The sequence below is a fragment of the Corynebacterium sp. MSK004 genome, assembly GCF_030232515.1.
GTDB lineage: Bacteria > Actinomycetota > Actinomycetes > Mycobacteriales > Mycobacteriaceae > Corynebacterium > Corynebacterium hesseae.
Window position 1 is genome coordinate 32075 of the sequence record NZ_JASPKB010000006.1, and the last position, 16657, is coordinate 48731.

At 59.2% G+C, this 16657-nt stretch carries 16 protein-coding genes; 8 read left to right on the forward strand and 8 right to left on the reverse strand.

The window, feature by feature from the left end; all coding sequences use genetic code 11:
- Nucleotides 1–4: 4 nt before the first annotated feature.
- Nucleotides 5–1183, reverse strand: coding sequence for a bifunctional alpha/beta hydrolase/OsmC family protein (locus QP999_RS08190; protein ID WP_284848055.1), 1179 nt, complete (start codon nt 1181–1183; stop codon nt 5–7).
- Between the two features lie 96 nt (nt 1184–1279).
- On the opposite strand from QP999_RS08190, the gene secA2 reads away from it, so the two are divergent.
- The 5 genes from secA2 (at nt 1280) to QP999_RS08215 (ending at nt 6509) form a co-directional block, all read left to right on the forward strand.
- The gene (gene secA2, locus QP999_RS08195; RefSeq protein WP_239248613.1) at nt 1280–3571 is read left to right on the forward strand and encodes an accessory Sec system translocase SecA2; all 2292 of its coding nucleotides are present in this window, start codon (nt 1280–1282) and stop codon (nt 3569–3571) included.
- Between the two features lie 87 nt (nt 3572–3658).
- Nucleotides 3659–4090 carry an oxoglutarate dehydrogenase inhibitor Odhl gene (gene odhI, locus QP999_RS08200; protein WP_010186533.1) on the forward strand — a complete coding sequence of 144 codons (432 nt, stop codon included), beginning with the start codon at nt 3659–3661 and terminating at the stop codon, nt 4088–4090.
- Between the two features lie 107 nt (nt 4091–4197).
- Nucleotides 4198–4953, forward strand: a complete 756-nt coding sequence (gene ftsR, locus QP999_RS08205; protein ID WP_070685058.1) for a transcriptional regulator FtsR — start codon at nt 4198–4200, stop codon at nt 4951–4953.
- A gap of 101 nt (nt 4954–5054) precedes the next feature.
- Nucleotides 5055–5648 (forward strand): bifunctional nuclease family protein, encoded by a 594-nt coding sequence (locus QP999_RS08210; RefSeq protein ID WP_070563541.1) that lies wholly within the window; start codon nt 5055–5057, stop codon nt 5646–5648.
- 300 nt (nt 5649–5948) lie between these two features.
- Entirely contained in the window at nt 5949–6509 is a 561-nt protein-coding gene (locus QP999_RS08215) for a MerR family transcriptional regulator (RefSeq protein WP_154762730.1), read from the forward strand.
- Between the two features lie 107 nt (nt 6510–6616).
- Here QP999_RS08215 and QP999_RS08220 read toward each other — a convergent pair whose 3' ends face one another.
- Genes QP999_RS08220 through QP999_RS08230 form a run of 3 tightly spaced genes read right to left on the reverse strand, consistent with a single transcriptional unit; the run spans nt 6617 to nt 9655 of the window.
- The gene (locus QP999_RS08220; RefSeq protein WP_070563531.1) at nt 6617–7459 is read right to left on the reverse strand and encodes a VWA domain-containing protein; all 843 of its coding nucleotides are present in this window, start codon (nt 7457–7459) and stop codon (nt 6617–6619) included.
- Nucleotides 7460–7514: 55 nt separating this feature from the next.
- Complete coding sequence (locus QP999_RS08225; RefSeq protein WP_284848056.1) at nt 7515–8369, reverse strand: 3-methyladenine DNA glycosylase; 855 nt, start codon at nt 8367–8369, stop codon at nt 7515–7517.
- Entirely contained in the window at nt 8366–9655 is a 1290-nt protein-coding gene (locus QP999_RS08230; RefSeq protein ID WP_239248616.1) for a DEAD/DEAH box helicase, read from the reverse strand. The genes QP999_RS08225 and QP999_RS08230 overlap by 4 nt, the downstream gene beginning before the upstream one ends.
- A gap of 115 nt (nt 9656–9770) precedes the next feature.
- Between QP999_RS08230 and QP999_RS08235 the strand changes: the two genes are divergently transcribed.
- On the forward strand, nt 9771–10565 hold the full coding sequence (locus tag QP999_RS08235) for a hypothetical protein (RefSeq protein ID WP_284848057.1): 795 nt from the start codon (nt 9771–9773) through the stop codon (nt 10563–10565).
- 243 nt (nt 10566–10808) lie between these two features.
- On the opposite strand, the gene QP999_RS08240 is transcribed toward QP999_RS08235, so the two are convergent.
- Nucleotides 10809–11906, reverse strand: coding sequence for an HNH endonuclease signature motif containing protein (locus QP999_RS08240; RefSeq protein WP_284848058.1), 1098 nt, complete (start codon nt 11904–11906; stop codon nt 10809–10811).
- Between the two features lie 109 nt (nt 11907–12015).
- Entirely contained in the window at nt 12016–13473 is a 1458-nt protein-coding gene (gene gnd, locus QP999_RS08245; RefSeq protein WP_284848059.1) for an NADP-dependent phosphogluconate dehydrogenase, read from the reverse strand.
- Nucleotides 13474–13516: 43 nt separating this feature from the next.
- On the opposite strand from gnd, the gene QP999_RS08250 reads away from it, so the two are divergent.
- Nucleotides 13517–13963 carry a PaaI family thioesterase gene (locus QP999_RS08250; RefSeq protein ID WP_154736488.1) on the forward strand — a complete coding sequence of 149 codons (447 nt, stop codon included), beginning with the start codon at nt 13517–13519 and terminating at the stop codon, nt 13961–13963.
- A 4-nt stretch (nt 13964–13967) separates the two neighbouring features.
- On the opposite strand, the gene corA is transcribed toward QP999_RS08250, so the two are convergent.
- Nucleotides 13968–15041 carry a magnesium/cobalt transporter CorA gene (gene corA, locus QP999_RS08255; RefSeq protein ID WP_070532752.1) on the reverse strand — a complete coding sequence of 358 codons (1074 nt, stop codon included), beginning with the start codon at nt 15039–15041 and terminating at the stop codon, nt 13968–13970.
- 83 nt (nt 15042–15124) lie between these two features.
- Between corA and QP999_RS08260 the strand changes: the two genes are divergently transcribed.
- Nucleotides 15125–15727, forward strand: a complete 603-nt coding sequence (locus tag QP999_RS08260; RefSeq protein WP_144677141.1) for a class I SAM-dependent DNA methyltransferase — start codon at nt 15125–15127, stop codon at nt 15725–15727.
- Here QP999_RS08260 and thiD read toward each other — a convergent pair.
- Entirely contained in the window at nt 15724–16560 is an 837-nt protein-coding gene (gene thiD, locus QP999_RS08265; RefSeq protein WP_284848060.1) for a bifunctional hydroxymethylpyrimidine kinase/phosphomethylpyrimidine kinase, read from the reverse strand. The two genes, QP999_RS08260 and thiD, sit on opposite strands and share 4 nt — an antisense overlap.
- Nucleotides 16561–16657: the final 97 nt, after the last annotated feature.

Here is a 16657-nt window from a genome sequence, read left to right on the forward strand (position 1 = left end):
GAATCTATTGTGCCGCGGTTGTCACGGTGGTGGTCACCTCGACGGCGAGGAGGGAGTCGATGGTGGTGGATGCGGAGGCGTCGCCAAGCGCGCGTTGTTGATCCGCGCTAAGGGAGGCAGGAAGTGTCACCGTACGTGTAAATCGGGATTCGGACTCTTGGGTAATGCTGACGGACACAGCTTCGAGAGCCTTCGCGTCGATCTTCTGTGCCTTGCCCGCTGCCTTGATGGCCTGGGTGCTTGCCACAGCCAGTGCAGACATGAGGAGGCCTTCAGCGGTAAAACCTTGGCCCTTGCCGCCGCTTTTCTTCGTGCGGTCAGCGGTCACAGAACGGTCGTTGTGGCGTACTACGACGCCCATCCTCGTGCCCACAGCTGGGATTGCCACCGCGGAGTCATCTGCGACCGGCGCGGGAAGGTTCTCCGGAACGATGAACTGCTCCGCCCACGGGCCAATCAGGTCGGCAGCGCGTGCGGCGGCGCCTTGCTTGGTGACGAGGTGATCAGCCTTATCCAAGGCGACCAAGGACTTGGGGTAGCGCGTGGTGCGGAAAATGTTCTGCGCATTGTCGATGCCAACGGTCTGATCAATGGGGGAGTGCAGCACCATCAGGGGCTTGCGTAGGCGCGGAAGGTACTCCTCCGGGTTGGTATCAGCAAGGTCTTCGAGGAAAAGGCGCGAAATGGTTAGCGCGCGGCCGCCCAAGGTGACCTCTACCTCGCCATTGGCGTCGACCTCGCCAATCTTGTCGGCGTAATGCAGCACTGAATGTGCGGGATCGAAAGGAGCACCGATGGTGGCGACGGCCTTAAGGGAACGAATGCCGTTGGCCGCCGCGAGGGCAGCGGCGCCGCCCAGCGAGTGCCCCATGAGGAGCTGCGGTGCGGAGTAGTTCTGGGCCAGCCACTCGGCGGCGGCCTGGATGTCTGCAACGTTTTGGCTGAAACAGGTATCAGCGAAATTTCCCTCGGACTGTCCCAAGCCTGGGAAGTCGAAGCGCAGGGTGGCGATGCCAAAGTTTGTCAGCTGCTTGCTCACGCGGGCAGCGCCGGGGGTATGGCGCGAGCCGGCAAAGCAGTGCGCAAAGATGGCGAAGGCTTGCGGAGGGGAGTCTGGGAAATCGATGGTTCCGGCCATCGCGGTACCGGTGCTGGAGGGGAGCGACACGTTCACGGATTGCATGCCCACAAGGATATAAGGGCAACTGCACGCCTGCGAACCGGGGTTGACTAAAGTCGATAGAAGACCTGTATGACGCACAAGGATGGAGGAGTGCTCATGGGCGCATTTGATTGGTTCTGGAAGGCAATGGGCGCGCAGTCCGAGCGCAACAATAAAAAGTCGAAAGCCGTTGTGACGGCTGCGGATTCTGCGGTGGAAGAAATTGCCAACTTATCGGATGCAGAGGTTGCCGCCACCGCCCGGGAATGCGTGAAGGATGGCAAGATTGCGGATAAGTCACGGTTCCTCGCCGCTCTGGCCGTGGCCAGCGAACGCAAACTCGGCATGCGCCCATTTAATGTCCAGTCCCAAGCCGTTCTCCGCTTGCTTGAGGGTGACGTCATCCAGATGGCCACCGGTGAAGGTAAGACCCTGGTGGGCGCAATGGCCGCGACTGGTTTTGCGTTGACCGGAAAACGTGTCCACCTGGTGACGGTCAATAACTATCTAGCGGCGCGCGATGCCGAGTGGATGCGCCCGCTGGTGGAGTTCTTCGGCCTCACGGTGGCCTCGGTCACCGAGAAGTTAGGCCCGGAGGATCGTCGCTCGGCCTACCTGTGCGATATCATCTACGCCCCCGTCAACGAGCTGGGCTTCGACGTTCTGCGGGATAACCAGATCACCTCCCGCGAGCAGACGGTGCAGGCGCGCGCGGATGTGGCGTTGGTGGATGAAGCGGACTCTGTGCTTGTCGACGAAGCCCTCGTTCCCCTCGTCCTCGCCGGAAACCGCCCTGGTGAAGAGTCCACGGGCCATATCACCAACGTGGTGTCGCGCCTGCGGGAGGAGCAGGACTACGTCATCGCGGAGGACGGCCGCACGGTGGCACTGACCGACGATGGAGCGGCGCGAGTCGAGCGCGAGTTGGGCATTGATTCGCTCTACTCCGAGGAGAATATCGGCTCCGTACTGGTCAAGGTGAACTTGGCGCTGCACGCAAAGGCTTTGCTTATCCGCGATATTCACTACATCATTACAGACGGGAAACTGCAACTTATCGACGCCTCTCGGGGCCGCGTTGCCGAACTACAGCGCTGGCCCGATGGCCTGCAGGCTGCGGTGGAGGCCAAGGAAGGCTTGGAGGTATCGGAAGGAGGGCGCATCCTCGACACCATTACGCTCCAGGAACTCATGCGCCGTTACCCGCTGGTGTGCGGTATGACCGGTACCGCTGTGGAGGCGACCGATCAGCTGCGCCAGTTCTATAACCTCCACGTCTCGGTCATTGATAGAAACAAGGAACTGCAGCGCTTTGATGAAGCGGATCGCATCTATGCTTCGGTGGATGAGAAGTCCCGCGCCATCGTGAACGAGATCGTCGCGATCAACAGCACCGGTCAACCGGTTTTGGTGGGCACCCACGACGTCGCCGAATCCGAAGATCTCGCCGCTGCGTTACGCGAACGGGGGATCGAGGTTAACGTCCTTAATGCGAAGAACGACGAGGACGAGGCGCGCATTGTGGCGGAGGCTGGCGACGTCGGCCGTGTCACCGTTTCTACCCAGATGGCGGGCCGCGGTACGGATATTAAGCTGGGCGGTGCGGATGAGTCCGACCGCGATGCCGTCGTCGAGAGGGGTGGCCTGGCAGTGCTTGGTACCTCGCGGCACCGTTCCTCGCGTTTGGATAACCAGTTGCGCGGGCGCGCTGGCCGCCAGGGAGATCCGGGCAAGTCCGTCTTCTTCGTTTCCTTAGAAGATGACGTGGTTAAGCAGGGTGGGGAAGATGAATCCTTGTCCGCCCGCCCCGATGCCGACGGGCTCATCGAATCCAAAAGGGTTCGTGATTTCATTGCGCACTGTCAGCGCGTGACCGAGGGGCAACTTCTGGAGATTCACGCGCAGACCTGGAAGTACAACCACCTACTCGCAGATCAGCGCATCATCATTGATGAGCGGCGAGCCAAGCTGCTCGATACCGACCAAGCCTGGCAAGAGCTGGCTGAGCGGGCACCGGAGCGTGCCGCTGAGCTTCGTGATGTCCCCGCTGAAGCCCGTGAGCGGGCGGCCCGTGAGATTATGCTCTTCCACCTCGACCAGGCGTGGGCCGACCACCTGGAGTTGATGGATGATGTGCGGGAATCTATCCACCTTCGTGCCATCGCCCGCGAGACGCCAATCGACGAATACCACCGCATCGCGGTGCGCGAGTTTAAAGACCTAGCGCAGCGCGCGGTTAATGACGCCGTTGATACTTTTAAGACCGTGCTTATTGATTCAGATGGTGCCCATCTGGAGGATCACGGCCTGTCTCGCCCTAGCGCAACGTGGACTTATATGGTCTCCGATAACCCACTATCAGGGGGTGGAAACTCCGTGCTCAAGGGCATAGGAAACATTTTCCGTTGATGTAAATTGCGGAGAGGCGACTCGCGCGGGCAGCGGAGTCGCTAATATGGAATGAGTCAACATTGATCCGACCCTTCGGAGGTAAAAATGAGCGAGAATACCGGAACGCCGGAACCGCAGGCAGAAACTACTTCTGTCTTCCGCGCAGATCTTCTTAAGGAGATGGAAAACGGCACCGCGGCGGGCTCTGACGCCTCCGTTGCTGGCGCTGAGAACTTGGCTGAAGGCCAGGCCCTGCTCGTCGTGAAGCGTGGCCCTAATGCAGGCGCTCGCTTCCTGCTTGATCAGCCGACCACCACCGCCGGCCGCCACCCAGAAGCTGATATCTTCCTCGATGACGTCACCGTGTCTCGTCGCCACGCGGAGTTCCGTGCGAAGGACGGTCAGTTCGAGGTGGTTGATGTCGGATCGCTCAACGGAACCTACGTGAACCGCGAGCCGCGCAATGCTCAGGTGCTCGAAGTGGGCGATGAAATCCAGATCGGTAAATTCCGCTTGGTATTCATTGCCCCGAAATAAGGCAGTGCCTGTCCTAAAGAACTAGGGGAGAAGGCCGGGAGAAAGCTTCCTCCCGTGCTCCCCTTATGTCATAGTGAAACCGTGTAGAAAGCAGTAGTAGTCCTATCGTGAGTGCGCAGAAGTCCACCGCCGCTGCCGCAGCAGCGTCTTCCGTGGCCAAGAAGACCAAGCCTGCTAAGCAGAAGCCCATGTCCATTGGCGTAACGCTAAAGCACGTGCAGAAGCAATTTCCGGATGTGACGGTGTCGAAGATTCGCTTCTTGGAATCTGAGGGGCTGATTACTCCAGAGCGCACCGCGAAGGGCTACCGCCGCTACTATCAAAAGGACCTTGATCGCCTTCGTTATATCCTGACTGCGCAGCGCGATCACTATACGCCGCTCAAGGTTATTCGGGAACAGCTAGACGCGATGGATTCGGGGCAGGTTACCGCCATCGTGTCCTCCCAGGCCGAGGCCCTCATCAGCGCCGAGCAGCTACGCGCACCGGTGGTTTCTCGGCTTACCGACGCCGATGTGGCCGACCAAGCAGGCACCACGCAGGAAAACATCGCCAAGCTGGTTTCTGCGGGACTGATTAAGCCGGATCCGGCGGGCTTCTTTGATACGGATGACGTGTCCATCGTGTCCGCGGCCGTGGCGCTGGAATCCTTCGGGTTTGAGGCGCGACAGTTGAAGTCGCTGCGCAATGCTGCCCGCCGCCAGGCGGACATGATTTCGCAGGTGGCAACGCCGGTGGCGCATTCGAAGTCTGATACTGCCCCGCAACAGGCCGAGGAGCTTTCTCAGCAGATGGCGGCCCTTGTTCTGTCGCTTCACGGGACGTTGGTCAAGACCGAGCTTCGTGACGAATTCCGGCCTTAAATCATACGGGCTTTTATTTCCGTAAGTTTGGCGCCGACTTTTCTACGCCACTTAACCGGCCCGACAACCATGTGCAAGGAATGTGTGTAAAAGTGGATTCCATGAACACTGAAGTATTGAAATTTCTAGGTATCCACCCCGTTGGCCCCGAAAATAACCTATGTGCTCTTTTCTATTGGGCGGAGGCGGACCGGCACGTGCCGGTGTGGGTCTCACCCATCGACGGCGCGCGTGTCCTCCAAGTACTCGAGCGGCACTTTAATGCGCGCCCAAGCACGTATGAACTGCTCATCGCCTTTGCGGATCAGCTAGATGGCATCGAGCATATTTGCGTGTCCGAGTACCGTAAGGGCGTTTTCATGGTTGATCTCCTGGATGGAACCGGTGAAGAGCACGATGCCCGCTTGTGCGACGCTCTTGTCCTCGCAGATCACTATGGGTTGCCCATTCATTTTGAGAAGGATGTGCTCGACGAGGTAGCCATTTACATTAGCGATGAGGACCTTAAAGAATATTACGGCCTAGAACGCGAGGCAGAATCCCCGGAGACGTTCCCGGAGAAGCGCATGCGCGAGTTTAAGGAGCGCCATTCCCAGCAGAGCGCGCTGGAGGACGATGACTTCGAGCAGATGATGCGTGATTCCGGAATCTCCGAGGAAGATTTGCTCGGCGGCAAAGATGGTGAAGAGGAGTAAAAGGGGAGTTTAAGCTCCCTTCCACATAATTCAGCCCTAAGCCCTGATCCCAGCTAGACATTAGAAGCGGCGCCCTTTGTGGCGTCGCTTTAGTCGTGCTACCACTGAATTTTTTAATGACACGCGTGTGACTAATGATGACAAAGTGACTCAAAAAGTCTAAAGTTCTACTAGAGGTTCACGGAGGACGACTCTTGACGCGGTCGCTGACGTGCCCTTTAATAGAAAAATAGAACTCCCCTCAAGTATCACTGGAGTAATTACGTGAGCAGTAAGAATAACCGTCCCGAGTCCAGCGCACTGCCGCTCGAAGATTTCGCAGCCAACGACTACGTTCAGGAATCCCTTTTTGATGTCGGGCCCGACGAGGAGCTGGGCTACCGCGTGCCCATCGCTTGCCAGGTAGCCGGCATTACCTACCGCCAGTTGGACTACTGGGCGCGCACGGACCTGGTGAAGCCCTCGATTCGCACTGCTCGCGGCTCTGGTTCCCAGCGCCTGTACTCCTTTAAGGACGTGCTGGTTCTTAAGATTGTCAAGCGCCTTTTGGACACCGGCATTTCTTTGCAGAATATCCGCCTCGCGGTGGAATCCCTGAGGGATCGCGGAGTTAACGATCTTGCTGAGCTCACCCTCGTCTCCGACGGCACCACGGTTTATGAGTGCCGCTCGAACGACGAAGTCATCGACCTTCTTGCCGGTGGACAGGGCGTGTTTGGCATCGCTGTCCCAGGCATCCTGAAGGAGCTTTCCGGAACCATCACTTCCTTCCCGGCCGAGCGCGTTGTGGAGGACGAAGAAGTCGACGTTGTATTTGGCCTCGACGAACTGGCTGCTCGGCGCAAGCGCAAAACCTCCTAAGGAAGCCATCCGCTGCCGCTCCTCTTAGTCACTGCAGCTCACGTCAGTGCTCTAGAGGAAGCGGCGGCTTTTTGATGTGCGGCGTCGATGCGCCTGAAATGTCCCGGTTATCGTGCCCCGGCGGCGTTGGCGATGGCCTTTTTGTCCTCTTGGGCATTTGAAGGGTCCGAGATGGTCTTGTAGGAGTCAGCGAGCTTTTCGAGCTCGGCGTCCTTTTCACCTTCACCGATATGCACCACGCTCAAGCTAACGCCCTGACCGCGCGCGGCTTTGACTGCCTCTGTAAAGCTTGCGTCATCTATATCTTGTTGGGTCCCGGTAGTAACGAGCACGACGCGGGCGTCTTTGCCCGTTTCTGCCTCTTGGTCCGTGGCGTTATCCAGTGCCGCGACCACGGCGCTGCGAGTTTGAGGAACGCCACCAGTGCCGAATTGCCGTACTGCGAAGGCCACGTTCTCGGCGTCGCCATAGGCTACATTCTGACGGAAGCCCACGGTGGCCGTGGCTGAAATGGGTGAGGAATAGTTCCAGAGAGCCACCTGGCTTCCCTCCGCGCCGACTGCCGACGCCGCCTCCGCCACGCCCTCGGTTACCTCATTGAAGTACGGCGCAAGGTTGTCGGAGGTATCAAGAAGGAACAACGTATTCGGCGCCACCCCTTGATCTTCCTTGTTTTCAGTGCTGGGCGCGGCTGATGCCGATTTGGACGGCTGTTCTGACTTCGAGGGCGTGGTCGATGCAGACGTAGTGCTAGCGCTTTCACTCGTCGGTTTCTGTACGGCTGATGACTCAGTGGTTTTATCCGCCGCTACTGGCTCGCTCGAATCGGATTCCCCTCCGCGGAAGAGGAAGAATGCGCCGATAACCAACGCCAAAACCGCGAGGACGGCCACGATGATGACCCACGGTGCGATTGCATAGTTATTCTTTCCATCCGAGTGCCGGGCCATCTTTTTCCTTCCGCGCTGGGGTCTCGGGGCAGTCAGGGCGCCCCGACGGGTCACATCAATGGTCTCTCATTGTAGCGCTCAGCGCTGCTCTAATTTGGGAGACAAGCCGCGCGCGGAGTGGCTCGGAGGCGTCGGCAAGCGCGCGTTGGCGCCGCACATACTCCGACTTTCCCTCTGGTGTTTCGATGGGGACAACCCCAAAGCCCCACTCGCGGCAGTCATATGGCGAGGCCTCCATGTCGAGCGTGCGCGCGGCCACCGCCAACCGGAAGGTATCGAGGAACAAGTCACCTGGCACCAACGGGCCCAATTTCCACGCCCATTTATATAAATCCATAGTCGCATGGACGCAGCCAGCCTGGTCGTTGTCCGGTTGGTCCTCACGGGTCAGCACCGTGAGGTTAAGCGGGCGGGCGGGCTCAGTAAAGAAACGGAAGGCATCGTAGTGCGTGCACTTGATGCGGTGCTTGTCGACGACTGCGTTCGTCCCTTCCGCTCCCAACCGCAGCGGCAGGTCATGGCGAGGGGAATCGGTGTGGTACACCATGGCCCATTCATGCAGGCCAAAACAATCAAATTGGGTGGGATTGTGCGCCGTCTTTTCCAGAAGTTCCAGGATGTAGCGCACGGTTCCGCCGCGGCGTTCGAGGAAGGCCTCGGTGTCCATCGTGATGCCCTCGGCAGTGCGGCGGTAGTAGCGCCATTCGCTGTGCGGAGCGTTCCCTTCCAGGGTGACCCCTACGCCTGGGTGCCAACGGCGTAGATGAGAGGGGCGGACGGGGTAGTACTCGAAAAGGAAGTCGTAGACAGGGTGATACGAGCCTGGGTGGCGATAGCGAGCGAGGAACTCATGTGCTTCCTCCTCGTGCTGTCGCATCCGGGCTTGCCAATCCTTGGGCGCGAGAATCATCGTTGTCCAGCACTGCCTCGACGGCGGCGGTTGTTACGGCCGCGGCGGCGGTGCCCCGGTGCTTCCTGCTTAGGCTGCTGTTGGTTCGGTGGCCCGAGCGGCTCGCCCTTCGGCTTGCGCGCACCGGTCATCTGGGCAAGTTCGGGGCTGCTGGCGGGGTTGCCGCGGTCGCTGATATCGAGGTCGGTGTGGTCCACTCCGGCCTTTGCAATGAGCTTGGCCACCTCGTCGCGCTGCTCGTCGGTAACGAGTGTGACGACGGTGCCTGACTCACCGCCGCGGGCGGTGCGGCCGGAACGGTGTAGGTAAGCCTTGTGCTCGGCGGGTGGATCTACGTGGACGACGAGGGAGACATCCGCAATGTCGATACCGCGCGCGGCGATGTCCGTGGCGACGAGCACGGGTACGCTCCCGTCGGCGAATCCCTCAATCGCCTTGGTACGTGAACCTTGGCCCTTATCGCCGTGAAGCGGCAGTGCGTTAATACCGACTCTGCGCAGCTTCTTCGCCTGCCTGTCGACTCCGTGCTTGGTCCGCATGAACATGATGGTCTTGCCCTTGCGCGCACCGAGCCGCAGGACGACGTCGTTGCGTGCCTCGCGCGTGCCGATGAAAATGAGGTGGTGCTCCATCGTGTCCACGGCGGCCTCGACGGGGGCTGTGGAGTGGGTTACGGGGTCGTGCATGAACTGCTTAACCAACTTGTTGACCTCACCGTCGAGGGTGGCGGAGAAGAGTAAGCGTTGGCCGTCTGGTGGGGTGAGATTGAGCAGTTTGCGTACCTGGGGAAGGAAGCCCATGTCCGCCATCTGGTCGGCCTCGTCGAGCGCAGTGATGGTGATCTGGTCGAAGAAAAGCTTGCCTTGGTCGATGAGATCCAGTGCGCGGCCCGGCGTAGCAACAAGTAGGTCAACCGGGCGTGCTAATGAGCGAATGTGGTTGTTGATGTTGACACCACCGACAACTGCCAACACACGCAGTCCCAGCGCGGCTGCGGGTTCATCCAGGCGTTGTTGGATCTGCGTTGCCAGCTCACGCGTTGGTGCTAACACGAGACCGCGGGGGTGCGCCGGTCGGGAGACCCCGGATTCGGCAAGTCGAGTGAGCATGGGAAGGCCGAACGTGAAGGTTTTTCCCGAGCCCGTGGGGCCGCGGCCTAGGACGTCCTTGCCGGAGAGGGCGTCGGGAATCGCGGCTTCTTGGATAGGGAAGGGGGTCGTGATGCCCTGTTTGTCGAGGACGCGGACAACATCGCGGGGGAGGCCGAGGTCGGCGAAAGTATTCATCGGGAGGAAGTCTAGTTCGGTTCGCTGCCAGATAGAAAAGCCAGTGCGGGGAATGGGCCTCGCATCCTGCACTGTTGGCAGTAATGTGATGTAGGTCTCTGCTAAATTGATCGGCATGACGAACCCTTTCAGTAGCCCGCAGCAGCAGCCCCGTGGATTTGGCCAGAACCCGCAGCACAACCAAGCACCGCCTGGCTTTATCAATCAAAATCAAGGTGCTCACGCCGGCGGACCGGCGATGCCACAGGCGCCCGAAAAGAAGCCAAGCTCGAAGAAAGCATTGTGGATCGTTCTGGCGGTTGTTCTTGTATTCGCCATCATCGCAGTCGTCGCTATTATTGCTGCAGTTTCTTTCTTCAAAGATGTTGCTGCCGATTTTGATGATGCGCCGCAAGACGCAAGTGCTTCCGACAATGCCTATTGGAACAGCACATATGACTCCGATGAGGTTGACAGGATCCGCGCCTCCGAGGTTTCTGCCCCGGTGCCCGCTCCGCTCATTGACCTTTCGGACGAGTGCTATAAGGACACGTCATTCTTCGGGCAGGCGGACTATCTGGGCCTAGATGTTCAGTGGGTTCCGATGATTTCTTGCATCTATGGTCCGGACAGAGAATTCGTGGCTCAGTACACAGAGAACAAGGATGCGATACGCGATACTGAAAGCGTTGGGCTGGCCGGCACCGTCGAGGATTTCACCTCGGCCCGCGGCTCCCAGATTGGCGCTTTTAGAGAGGAAGATGAGTACGTGATTGCTGAAGTGCTTGAGGATGGCAATGCGGTTATCGAGTACGTCATGGACGGCTATGATGCCAACGGGGACGAAGCGGACTTGAATGATTTGGCCAACTATCTCGTGGGTGCGGGAATCCTTGACTCGGCTCTGGGTGGTCCGTCGGTGAATGCCTAGCTATCTTCGGCACCGCACGCGCTTGACGACGCTTCACCCACCCCAAGTGGCCCGTCAACCCTCATCCGGTTGGCGGGTCTCGTTCTTTAAGGGCTTAAATGCGCGTTGTTCCTGCCGGTATTTGAAGGGGGTCAAGGATCACCGATGTGCCCGCGTGCCTTGATGTGGTCCGCGGGTGGCAGTGTTGTCACTGGTGGTTAGCTGTTTCCTTTCTGCCGTTGCTGTGTTTGGTGGCTGTGGGTGTTAGCTGCTGTCGGGTGGTTCCTCTGGTGGTTGTCCTGCTTGTTCGGCGTTGAGTCTGGCTACTGCTTCTTGGTATTCGGGCATTGCGGTGATTGGTGTGCCCCAGGGTGGGATGAAGCTGACCCCGGTGTTGAGCCGGTACATGTAGCCGCGGCCGGTAGGTCTTTGTGGGTCATCGTCGTTAATCCCGTTGTGGTAGGCGCACAGGAAGGTCAGGTTCTTGATGTTGGTGTAGCCTCCCGCCTGCCAGGGGATGAGGTGATGGACTTGGCAGTAATCAGCGGGCTTGTTACAGCCTGGTCTTGCACAGGTGTGGAATTCAGCATGCAGGGTAAGGCGTTGTTTGAAGTTTGCTCCACGCTCTAGCCGGAAGGTGTCGATGGGTCCTTCAATAGGGTGCACTATGGTGGCATAGCCTATTTCGGCAAACTTGTGGGTGAGGAATTCTGCCCCGGTCATGCGCCCACCATTAGTCAAGTTGAGCTCGAGTTCATCACCCTCGCCGTTGATGATCTGGTCGAGCTCGTTGAGGGTGACGATGACTTGGGTGCGCACCGCAGGTTTGGAACCGCCTGTTTCTTTGTTGAAGAAGATGTCGTTGGCGGCTTGAAGCAGGTCGGTGTTGGTGGATTCGAGTACGCCGCGCATGTTGGCGATCGTGGTCGCATCATCCGTTATGGAAAATGTGTTGGGTCCTTCGGATCTGTAGGTAATCCGCACGCCTGGCTTGGCGTGGCGTTTAGAGCGTAGTTCTTTCAGGCGTGTGGCGGCGACGGTGGGGATGCGGTGTGCGGGTGTTCCTGCGAGTTTGATTCTGAGGTTCCAGGCGTCGAGGGTTTTCTTGACTTTTGCGGTGTAGGACTCAATGAGTGTGAGGGTGCCCAGGCTGTGGCGTTGGGTGAGGGCTGCTTGGCGGGCTTTGCGTTGTTTGCCGCTGAAGCGGGTGGGGCCGAAGTACACCTGGTTAAGGTTTGCAAGCTCGGCAGCATCGGAGGCAGAGGCTCCGAGCGCGCGGAGCTCGTCGGGTGAGCCAGGAATGTTTTCCACCAGCGCAATCCCCGAGTTGCGGAGGCGGATGTAGGTTTCGATATCCCCCATGAGCACAGAGACTAAAACAGCACCGTGGGCCCCGCAACCGGAAGAAGAAAAATTCTGGTCGCGGGTAGCGGAGGGATAGGAAAAGCCCCTCAGGAGAGGGGCTTAGCAGCTACATTTCGGTAAGCGAGCGGTCACCTGACCATTCGATATGGAACGTGCCCTCGCGGTCCACACGCTTGAAGGTGTGGGCGCCGAAGAAATCGCGTTGGCCCTGAATCAGAGCAGCTGGGAGGCGCTCGGCGCGCAAGCTGTCGTAGTAGGACAGGGAAGAGGCAAACACCGGAACCGGCAGGCCCAGCTGCGTTGCAGCAACCACGACGCGACGCCAGGGGTCGATGAGGTTCTCCAGCTCGCCCTTGAAGTACGGGTCCAGAATCAAGGCAGGCAGGTCGGCATTGTTGTCGTAGGCCTCACGGATGCGGTCGAGGAACTTCGCGCGAATGATGCATCCACCGCGCCAGATGGTGGCCAAATCGCGTGGGTCCACGTTCCAGCCGAACTCCTCGGAGCCAGCCTTGATCTCATCGAAGCCCTGGGAGTAGGCAATGAGCTTCGCGGCATACAGTGCACGGCGAACGTCTTCGACGAACTCAGCCTTGTCCACGTTGAGCTCGGCAATGGTTCCGGAAGGCAGCTGGCCTTCCTGGGCAGCTGCACGTTGAGCCGTGGCAGAAGAGAGCGCACGCGCGAAAACGGATTCCGCAATGCCAGTGATCGGCACGCCCAGCTCGAGACCATTAATGGCGGTCCAGCGGCCGGTGCCCTTCTGGCCGGCGGCGTCCACGATGACGTCGACAAGCGGGGCACCTGTCTCCGGATCTTTCTGTGCTAGTACTTCGGCGGTGATCTCAATGAGGTAGGAGTCCAGGTCTCCGGCGTTCCATTCGCGGAAGACTTCGGCGATTTCAGCCGGTTCTATACCCGCACCATAACGAAGCAACTGGTAAGCCTCACCGATAACCTGCATGTCGGCGTATTCGATGCCGTTATGCACCATCTTGACGAAGTGGCCAGCGCCATCGGGTCCGATGTGGGTCACGCACGGAGTACCGTCGACATTAGCGGCGATGGACTCGAGGATTGGTCCCAAGGTCTCCCAAGACTCAGCTGGGCCACCAGGCATGATGGACGGGCCATTGAGCGCGCCTTCCTCACCACCGGAAATGCCTGCTCCGACGAAGTGACGCCCCTTAGCGGCCACCTCCTTCTCGCGGCGAATGGTGTCCGTGAACAGTGCATTGCCGCCATCGATGATGATGTCACCCTCATCCATGGCCTCGGTGAGTTGCTCGATGACGGCGTCAGTAGCCGCGCCAGCCTTAACCATGATGATCGCCTTACGCGGGCGCTCGAGGGAGGCAACGAAGTCCTCGACGGTCTCGGAGGGAATGAACGCTCCTTCATCGCCGTGCTCGCTGATGAGCACGCGAGTCTTTTCCGGGCTGCGGTTGTACACGGCGACCGTGTTGCCGTTGCGAGCAAAGTTTCGCGCAAGGTTGGAGCCCATCACAGCAAGCCCCACAACGCCAATCTGAGCGAGATCTGTCTTTTCAGCACTTTGAGTCATGTTCACCATCCTACGTCACCGAATTCCACTAACCTGTTGTGGCATGAACCACTCTGAAATCTTTGAAAAGCTCTTGGCCGTTTCCCAGTCCCGTCCGCTCAACGCGGACGAACTCGAGTTGATCAACTCCAACCCACAGGGGCTCGCAGGGCTTATTGGCCTGCGCTACACGCACATTTCTGCGGACGAGGTTCGATCTGAGGTGGAAGTCGTCCCAGATCACCACCAGCCTTGGGGCGTTGCAAATGGGGGTCTGTACTGTACAATTACGGAATCGACTGCATCCGTCGGCAGCCTAATCCTCGCAGGCAAGCCCGTTGTCGGTGTCAACAACAACACGGATTTCCTCAAGCCGGTGGCTTCGGGCACGGTGACCGCCGTTGCTACACCGCTGTACAAGGGGCGCCGCACGCAGCTGTGGGAGGTTAAGATCAGCCAGGGGGATGTGCTCCTCGCCGCGTCCACGCTGCGCACGATGGTGGTGCAGTAGCCTCTTACAACCAGTTGTTGCGGCGGAACCACCACCACATTCCGGCCACAACTAACACCATGAGGCCGATTGCGCCGTAATAGCCCCAAGGAAAATGTAGCTCCGGCATGACATCGAAGTTCATTCCGTAGATACCCGCGACAAGCGTTGGTGCGGCCCACATACCAACCACCGCGGAAATCGTTCGCATGTCGGAGTTTTGCTGCATGCTGATCTTGGCCACGGAGGCGTCGATAAGCGAGGTCAAGCGTTCATCGAACCCCGACACGTGGTCTTGGACCACCAGCTGGTGATCGTTGACGTCCCTGATGTAGGAGCGAATCGCCTTCGGAATGAGGTCCTTGTGGTCAGAGACCATCGAGCGCAAAGCAGGCGAAAGTGGCACGATGGCGTGCTTCATCTCCAGAATCTCGCGCTTGAACATATAGATGCGATCGATGTTCGGCAGCGAATTCGGAGTGAAGATTTCTTCCTCGAGCTCGTCGACCTCGATGGCGATGAGGCGGCAGATCTCCGAATAGCGGTCCACCATCATGTCTAGGATCTTCCACGCTAGGGACACGGGGCCCTGTTCGACGAGGTCCTGCTCATCCTCGATCACGTAGGCCAAGTTGGGTAGCTTCGCCGAGTGACGCACCGTGATGATGAATGTGTCACCGATGATCATTTGCATCTCACCAGTGGAAATAATCTGGCGCTTATCGGCTACCTCGTCGTGATCCCGGTAGTTCACCGACCGCGCCACCACGAACAGCTGGTCATCGTAGCGTTCCAGCTTCGGGCGCTGGTGTGCTTGGACGACGTCCTCGACGATGAGCTCGTGGATACGAAACTCAGCCGCCACCTTCGTCATCTGTGATTCGAGCGGCTCGTAGAGGCCTACCCACACGAAGCCGCGGCCGTACTCTTCTACGGTTTGCAGCGCGCTGTGTGGCGAAAACTCGCCGGGAAGGGCCTCGCCATCGACGAACACGCGGCAGTGTTCAATGGCACGTTCGACGGGAACGGAAAAACTCGGAGCACTGTCGTCAGAAGTGTTTTTCTTGCGTGGCTTGAATGGTGACGGTACAGATGGCATCGTGTCTCAGCCTCCTTCGTTTCGTATCGGCGTTTTGTAATGGCGGCTAAAGCTTACACCTGTAAGGGCATATAATCGTTGTCATGCCTACCTGGAAAGAAGTTACTGCAGCGAATCCCGCCCATTCCCATAACTTTGCGCGGAAGTGGAAGACACTTCGGGCCCAGGGCAAGGACATCGATGGGGAAGCCCGGCTTATCGACGCCATGAGTGAACGGCACTCCCGCGTCCTCGACGCCGGCTGCGGTTCCGGGCGCCTCGGTGGTGAATTGGCAAAGCGCGGCCACACGGTGTTGGGCGTGGACGTCGATCCCATCCTGATCGAGCATGCGGTCGATGATTATCCGGAGGCCCGTTGGGAAGTGGGGGACCTTTCGGAAGAGGAAATCCCGGAGGGCAACTTTGATATCGCTGTGGCTGCGGGCAACGTAATGACCTTCATTGCCATCGAAGGACGTGAGGCCGCACTGTGCAACGTCTTTAACGCTTTGCGCCCGGGTGGTCGGTTCGTCGTTGGTTTTGGTGAAGGTCGTGGTTGGGGCTTCGATGAATTCCTCGACCTCGCCCGCGCGGTGGGCTACCGAGTCGACTTTATCTTCGCATCCTGGGACATGAAGGTCTTTAAGGAGAACTCCACCTTCATGGTGGCCGTGCTTACCCGCCCCGGCGCAGACCTATTGGGTTAGCGCTGCGCGCCTGCGGCGAGGCGCCGCAGTCGGTGTCCATGGTCAACGGGGCCGTGCCCGCGACCGACGTGAAGTGCATCAGCATTCTCTATCGCTTCGTGGAGCCATTCGGTGGCCCATACCAATGCCTCGTCGAGTGTTTCCCCCGCTCCTAAACGCGCTGCGAGCGCGGAGGAGAGCGAGCAGCCGGTGCCGTGCGTGTTCTTCGTGTTAATCCGCGGGCAGGGCACGCGGGTTACCGCGCCGGACGGGCTTACCGTTGCATTATCGGCTTGGGCGCCGTCGAGGTGTCCGCCCTTGACCACGACCCAGGTCCCGTTGTCGTGAGCCCACTGAGTGGCGATATCGATTGCTTCCTCGAGGGTGCGCGGTTGTGCGACGTCCGCGAGGACAGCGAGCTCTGGCAAGTTCGGCGTGACCACGGTGGAGCGGCGGGCGAGCTCGCGCACAGCGCGCTCTGCCTCCCGTTCGAGTAGGCGGTCACCGCTGGAAGCGACCATGACCGGATCGCAGACTATGGGAACCCCCTCGGGCAGGGTAGAGACGAACTCGCTCACCGTTTCGGTGATGGACACCGAGCCCAGCATGCCGATCTTGAGGGCGTCGATAGTCACGTCCTCCTTCACACTTGCCAGTTGTTCGCGCAGGAATTCCACCGGAGGGGTGTGGATGGCGCGCACACCTTGCGTGTTTTGCGCGACGAGGGCCGTCACCACTGCCATGCCATAGGCGCCGGCCGCCTCAAAGGATTTGAGGTCAGCGTGAATTCCCGCCCCTCCCGTGGGATCGGTGCCAGCAATGCTGAGGACGCGAGGCAGGGCAGGACGGTTCACGGTTTTCTCCTTTACGCTAGGGACTTCTTACGTTCTACCGTATGTGGCCAAAGAAAAGGGAGAGAGGATGATTCCTCTCTCCCTTAAAGCGCGTAGA